The sequence below is a fragment of the Providencia sp. PROV122 genome (assembly GCF_028482365.1).
GTDB lineage: Bacteria > Pseudomonadota > Gammaproteobacteria > Enterobacterales > Enterobacteriaceae > Providencia > Providencia stuartii.
This window is the reverse complement of record NZ_JAMPQI010000021.1, coordinates 85984-92148: the sequence shown is the minus strand read 5'-3', so window position 1 is coordinate 92148 and position 6165 is coordinate 85984. Positions and strand designations below refer to the sequence as shown.

The following is a 6165-nucleotide window of genomic DNA, read 5'->3' as shown; positions in this document are numbered from 1 at the left end:
TGTGATATTGTCGGTCGCTTAGTCCGTTATCCATTCGAAATACCTGCAAGTGTGATTTTAGGTGTTATTGGCGCCATTATTTTCCTTTTTTTACTGTTGAAGCAGCAGCGTTATGCAAAAAGTTAATGCATCAGTGGTGTTACCCAAAAAAGGGATGACACCATTACAAAGAATATGGCTATTACTGGGGCTGTCGGTTATAGCTATTACACTTTTTATGACTATCAATCTTGGCAATAACCTTGCTTATATTTTGCCACACCGAGGTTATATGGTGCTGACGATGATTCTGGTCGCTTTTGCTTCTGGGGTCTCGACCGTTCTTTTTCAGACCATAGCCAATAATAAGATATTGACGCCCTCTATTATGGGTTTAGAGGCGTTATTTATTTTATTACAGTCAATCTTTGTGTTTTATACCGATAGCTTCCCTGCATCTTGGTTGCTCAATATTGGGAAGTTTTTGCTAGAGTCATCGCTACTCGTTCTATTCTCCGTATTACTTTATCGCTGGTTGTTTGTTTCAGCTAAGTTGAATATCAACCTCGTTTTGATGGTTGGTATTATTCTTGGTACGTTATTTAAAAGTACGGCGACGTTACTACAGCGGTTGATGGATCCGAATGAATTCTCAATTCTACAAAGTCGTATGTTTGCGACTTTTACACGAGCGACCCCTGAGCTGATCTTCTTTACTTTAGCAATTACGCTAGTCGTTGGTATTTTGCTGTGGCGTATGCGCTATTGTTTCGATGTTTTAGCTCTCGGTCAGGCAAATGCGATCAATTTAGGAATTAACTATCGCCATAAAGTGACGGTGATTTTATTACTGATATCGATATTAGTGGCGGTATCGACAGCATTAGTAGGGCCATTAACTTTCTTAGGGTTAATGGTGGCGAACCTTGCTTATTTTATTAGTGGTAGTAGTCAGCACCGTTATCTGTTGCCCGTCTCTTTCTTATTAGGAGTGATTGCGCTTATTGGAGGGCAATTGATCCTTGATTACGGCTTGAACATGGCGGGTACGCTATCTGTTGTGATTGAGTTTATCGGCGGCATATTCTTTATTTATATGGTGTTAAGAAGGTTTTAGTATGATTGAAATTAATCAGATATCGAAAAGTTATCAGGATACTAAGGTCTTAGATAACATCACAACAACGATTAAAAATAGTGGTATTACATCGATTATTGGGCCTAATGGAGCAGGTAAGTCGACGCTTTTATCAATCATTGGGCGCTTATTAATGGCCGATTCTGGGCATGTGAAGGTTAATGAGCTAGATGTTGTAAAAACGCCAAGTGATAAGCTAGCGACTTATTTGTCAGTGTTGCGACAAGAAAACCAGTTCGCAAGTCGATTAACCGTTGAAGAGTTAGTTGGTTTTGGTCGCTATCCTTATACAAAAGGGCGTTTAACCCTTGATGACAAAAAGAAAATCGATGAGTCACTCGAATTCTTAAATTTATCTAACTTGCGTCATCGTTATTTGGATGAGCTATCAGGTGGTCAACGGCAAAGAGCCTATGTGGCGATGGTTTTATGTCAAGACACTGAATATGTGCTGTTAGATGAACCACTCAACAACCTTGATATGAAGCACGCGGTCATTATGATGAAATTGCTGCGTCGCGCGGCAGACGAGTTAGGCAAAACGATTATTTTGGTGATCCACGATATCAATTTTGCCTCTGTCTACTCCGACCATATTATCGCTATGCGAGCAGGGAAGTTAGTTTATCATGGGGCGCCTAATGACATTATGAAGGTCGATATCATCGAAGATATCTTTGATACTCCTATTGAGATTAAATCTGTCGATAATAAATTGATAGCGATGTATTACTAAACGAAGTCATTTTATTTTTATAAAAAATAGCCTCTATTGCTTGTTAGCATAGAGGCTATTTTATTGAGCTATATATCAAACGCAGTAGCAAAGCTACAAACTATTCACGCGCCATTCCAATCACTCTTCACCTAATTAGCATAAGTGAAGAGTGCATCCAAATCCCGCGTAAAAAGCGTTTTATATTACTCGCTAAAACGAGAAAGTCTGTATGGACGTGGATCGATGATAGGCTTAGTATCCATCAATAGATCAGCAGTCAACTGTCCAGATGCAGGACTTTCTGTCATACCCCAACCTGTTGCGGTGTTGATAACAAGGCCAGGGTATTGTTCGATTTTCGAAATGATTGGGATCTCATCGTCAGTTGGGCTAACAGTGCCGCCCCAACGCTCAACCACTTTAGAGTCTTTAAACACAGGGAATTCATTTCTAAGTCTTTCTAGAACGCCATCCAAGTGCTCATTGTTTGGTGTGTTAGTTGCGGTACGGAACTCTTCAAATGGCGTTTTCTCATCCAGCTTCCATGAGGTTGCCATGGTGAAGGAGTTAAAGAGATCTTTACCGATTGAGAATTCTAATGGCAGCTCTCCGCCTCCGAGTAGGTGTAAAAAGCGAGGGCCTAGCAGGAAGCTATCTTTAACGATAGAACTGGTAAAGATACGTGGTGCTACCGCATAAGTACCATCAGCTTGTTCACGGAAGTGAATACCGTTTGGTAGATGCACGTTACCTCTCGGTGCACCAGGCACGCCAGTAATACGCTGTTGAGATAGGTAAACGTTCAGTGTAGGAACATCAACGCCTAGGTTACCCATAAATAGGCGAGACCAGATACCACCAGTTAGCACTACGTTAGAAGTTTTGATGGAACCTTTTTCGGTCACAACGTCGGAAATCTTACCGCCAGCGGTTTCTATGCCCCTTACTGCACAGTTGGTATAGATGCGGATCCCGATTGATTTGGCGTAGTTAGCCATGGTTGGTGTAACCACTTCTGGGTCGAGACTACCTGCGTCTTCTTCAAATCCACCGATTTTCCATGGAGTTTGTGCATTAGGTAAGCGTTTTGCCAGCTCTTCACCTTCGATCATGCGAGTTCTTAAAGGTGTATCAAAACCTGGGTTTTCTGCTGTCTTTTTGATCCACTCTCTGGTGAGTTCTAGATCTTTTTCGCTAGAAGGAACTTCAACACGGCCTTGAATGCGGTAACTTGTATCAGCACCGATTTTTTCATTCATGCCAGTCCATAAAATTTTTCCATAGTGGTGTAATGGAAAAATTTCTGGGGAAGTTTTGTAGCTAATAATTTGGCTATAAGCACGGCCTGATTGTTCGCCGCCTACAACGCCTTTTTCACAAATAACAACGTTCATCCCCCTTTCGGTGAGATTAATTGCAGTCATAATACCTTGAAGGCCTGCACCGATAATAACGGCATCAGCGGATTTTGGTAATGCACCTTCTGTGCCTGCTACAGCAGGAACACGAGATTTGGTGGACTCAAACCGACCTTCTCTGCGGATCATTGGAACAACCGCAGCACCACCTGCGAGAACACCCGCAGCACCGACCCCTAAAAGTAGTTTTCTTCTCGAGATTTTCATCTATAACCTCAATAATAACCTTAGTTTTTATATAGTAAATAATTACAATTTAAGATAATCATATTATCATATTTCATGATGTTGTTAACTATGGTTAATATTTGTTAACAAAAGTAAGAGAAATGTGAATATTCATAATCAGAAATAATCAAGCCTGTAAGGGGTTTGCGAGCTATTTTAATAAAATTCAATCTTTTTAAGAGGGCAGAAAATAAAGTGAAATGTCAGATAATGTGTACAGTGATTTTTTAATCAACTTAGATGCGGTGGATATTTGTTTCGTAGAGTGAGTAATTAGCAAAAATACTAGAATGAGCCAAGTGTTAAACAATGCTATATTGTGTGGTTAATAAGGGTAGGAGAATGAAATATCCGATTTTATGAGGGTTGGTGGTTATCCTTCTTTTTACTCTTGAAAGGTTAAATAGATAAAATACGTATTAGTTTAAAAACATTTAATTAAATATCTAAATGTTTGTGTTTTTTATATTGTCGTTTTTTTGAACTAAATTCTCAAGTTTTTCAGTAACAGGAAAATTCGTTGCGTATTTTTAGGTTTACACTATTTTAAAATAAAGTTGAAAAAATATATTTTGTTATTGAAACGCCTATTAGGAATATATTTTACCTCTGATTTATCATTAAAAAACATGAGGATATGTTTATCTTTGTGTCTGTTGATAAAATAGTCAAAGACGAATTCTTATCCAGTTTAACCCTTTCAATAACGACTGTTACTAATAATAATCCTAAATTTGTTTATTTTTTTAGTCACACATAGTGGTAAAAGTAAAATATACGACTAAGCTGGTTAAAGTGTTATCTAAATAAGTAATCCTTACAATAAATCAGGTTTTTTATTTAGGCAATAGTTTGAGTTATCTATTTTTTAACCAATTGGCATACATAGTTTGTGCTTATTATCATCATGCCAGAAAAATCATGGATTAAAAGTTTGGCGAACCCAGTGGGAAATGACAATTAATTCACTTAGGTAGAAGTGCTTATTTAGTATAAACCTCTATTATTGGAGTGTAATTTATTATAGGGCGATTTATTCCTTTTTAGAATTAACTCTCTTTATTTTGGCGCCATTGAGTGGCTTGAGCTGGACGGAATAGGTCTCTAAATTTTTTCTATTGTGATTGGAATAACGTATTTCATCACGTGTTGCGCTATTTTTATCTTTAATAAAGTGTCTGATATATTGGCTGAGTGATGGTGGTGTGACGGGAGCAGGCTCTTTATTATTGCTACCGTTCGCGTATTCGTGGAAAATTTTTTGTATAAAACTTGCGCCATCAATCTCCAAGATCAATAGAAATTTATACAGTAAATCAATTGTGAGTGGCGTTATCCCGTTTTCATAGCGAGAAATTTGTTGCTGGCTGATCCCCATTAATTTGGCTAATTCTTTGCCCGTGATTTTCTTCTCCTTTCTTGCCTTGCGTAAAAAGTAACCCGATAGTGTACTGAGTTTGTTTTCTTCCATTATTTAGTTTTCTACTCATCGCCTCTATTTGGGCGCTACTATAACGAGTCTGCTGTAGGTGTAAAAATGTTTATACCTAATAAACAGTGATTTTTGATAGTTTATAACTATTGTTATATTTATTTTTATTGAAAATGCTGATTTACACTATTGGTATTCACGTAAATTTTTGGAAAATTGAGAGCTTAAATCTATGAAAATATCGTCATTTTAAGAAGGTTATTTTATTTATATTTCGAATTATGACGTAAAAAGAGTAAATGTGTTTACTAATTTGTTCTATTTGAAATAGTTAATTGTCACCTAAATTGTTTCATTTTGTTACATTCTGTCAAAGGTTTGACGGCTATTTTAGAGATAATTTCATATTATGAGTATTAATTTCCTAAGTTGAATTACGTAATTGCTGTTAAGTGAAGCTGATTATTCATTTCCAGTGGGAATTTGTGCGAAGAAATCGGCGTAGTCGCTTGAGCATATTTGATGCAGAATAACGTTTAAGTCAGATAAAGGTTGTTGTGACCAATCAGCGCGAATATCAATATCTGCATATTGGCGACGGTGCCATATTTTGAGTGCCGCTGAACGAATTCCTCGATAATCACCTCCCGCTTTTTCACCCGCTTTCATTGCCATTAATAGCCTATTTGCTAGCGCTAACTCTGAGTATTTATGATAGGTATCGTATAGCGCGTGTAAAACATGCTCTCCTGCGAGCATATTACCTGCAATCGCTAAATTGGTTTCAGATAAGCCACCACACCAAGGTAAACATGCCTGTCCTGTCCAATGCGCACTGGTGCCTTGTTTATCAATAATGATCAATTGCCTTAATGTGGGGGCGGCATCTTTTTTAAGCAAAACATCTAAACAGGTTTTAGCTGGCATAGCCTCTCGAAGGAATTCAACTCCCGTTATACCCGCCATGGGGTTGGTCATGGCTTGTGTGGCAATCGCACCATGATGACTTGCCCCATGGAGAACTAATGCCCCTACTGCGGGACCACCTGTTGCGGTTATTGCTCCAATTTCCCCCGTTTTTGCACAACGAGCGACGATAGAAAAAGTCATTTTACACCTCATAAATTAGACACCGATCAAATTTATCATTATAAATTATTGCGAGAAAGTTAATTTATCATCATAAATAAAGAAAAAGAGAATAATTTTAACAAAATTGACACATATCACAGCATCGTCACCACACCAGGGA

Annotated in this window: 6 protein-coding genes; 3 read left to right on the top strand and 3 right to left on the bottom strand. The window is 38.0% G+C overall.

Going from position 1 to position 6165, the window contains the following annotated elements; genetic code table 11:
• The 3 genes from PSE69_RS15700 to PSE69_RS15690 form a co-directional block, all read left to right on the top strand.
• Positions 1-126 (top strand): iron chelate uptake ABC transporter family permease subunit (locus PSE69_RS15700; RefSeq protein WP_272675290.1); only part of this gene is annotated, 126 nt, incomplete at its 5' end.
• Complete coding sequence (locus tag PSE69_RS15695) at positions 113-1096, top strand: iron chelate uptake ABC transporter family permease subunit (protein WP_004917402.1); 984 nt, start codon at positions 113-115, stop codon at positions 1094-1096. The genes PSE69_RS15700 and PSE69_RS15695, both read left to right, overlap by 14 nt.
• 1 nt (position 1097) lies before the next feature.
• Positions 1098-1853 carry an iron ABC transporter ATP-binding protein gene (locus PSE69_RS15690; RefSeq protein ID WP_004917400.1) on the top strand — a complete coding sequence of 252 codons (756 nt, stop codon included), beginning with the start codon at positions 1098-1100 and terminating at the stop codon, positions 1851-1853.
• Positions 1854-2038: 185 nt separating this feature from the next.
• On the opposite strand, the gene PSE69_RS15685 is transcribed toward PSE69_RS15690, so the two are convergent.
• From PSE69_RS15685 to PSE69_RS15675, 3 genes are all read right to left on the bottom strand, one after another.
• Positions 2039-3460: an NAD(P)/FAD-dependent oxidoreductase gene (locus PSE69_RS15685; RefSeq protein ID WP_004917397.1), complete on the bottom strand. Its 1422-nt coding sequence runs from the start codon at positions 3458-3460 to the stop codon at positions 2039-2041.
• 1054 nt (positions 3461-4514) lie between these two features.
• Positions 4515-4952: a helix-turn-helix domain-containing protein gene (locus PSE69_RS15680; RefSeq protein ID WP_072502726.1), complete on the bottom strand. Its 438-nt coding sequence runs from the start codon at positions 4950-4952 to the stop codon at positions 4515-4517.
• A 423-nt stretch (positions 4953-5375) separates the two neighbouring features.
• Complete coding sequence (locus PSE69_RS15675; RefSeq protein WP_072502727.1) at positions 5376-6023, bottom strand: DUF1028 domain-containing protein; 648 nt, start codon at positions 6021-6023, stop codon at positions 5376-5378.
• Between the last annotated feature and the right edge of the window lie 142 nt (positions 6024-6165).

Excerpts from the sequence above, each read along its gene's own strand:
- PSE69_RS15685 (WP_004917397.1), bottom strand. The coding sequence starts at position 3,460 with ATGAAAATCTCGAGAAGAAAACTACTTTTAGGGGTCGGTGCTGCGGGT.
- PSE69_RS15695 (WP_004917402.1), top strand. The coding sequence starts at position 113 with ATGCAAAAAGTTAATGCATCAGTGGTGTTACCCAAAAAAGGGATGACA.
- PSE69_RS15675 (WP_072502727.1), bottom strand. The coding sequence starts at position 6,023 with ATGACTTTTTCTATCGTCGCTCGTTGTGCAAAAACGGGGGAAATTGGA.
- PSE69_RS15680 (WP_072502726.1), bottom strand. The coding sequence starts at position 4,952 with ATGGAAGAAAACAAACTCAGTACACTATCGGGTTACTTTTTACGCAAG.
- PSE69_RS15690 (WP_004917400.1), top strand. The coding sequence starts at position 1,098 with ATGATTGAAATTAATCAGATATCGAAAAGTTATCAGGATACTAAGGTC.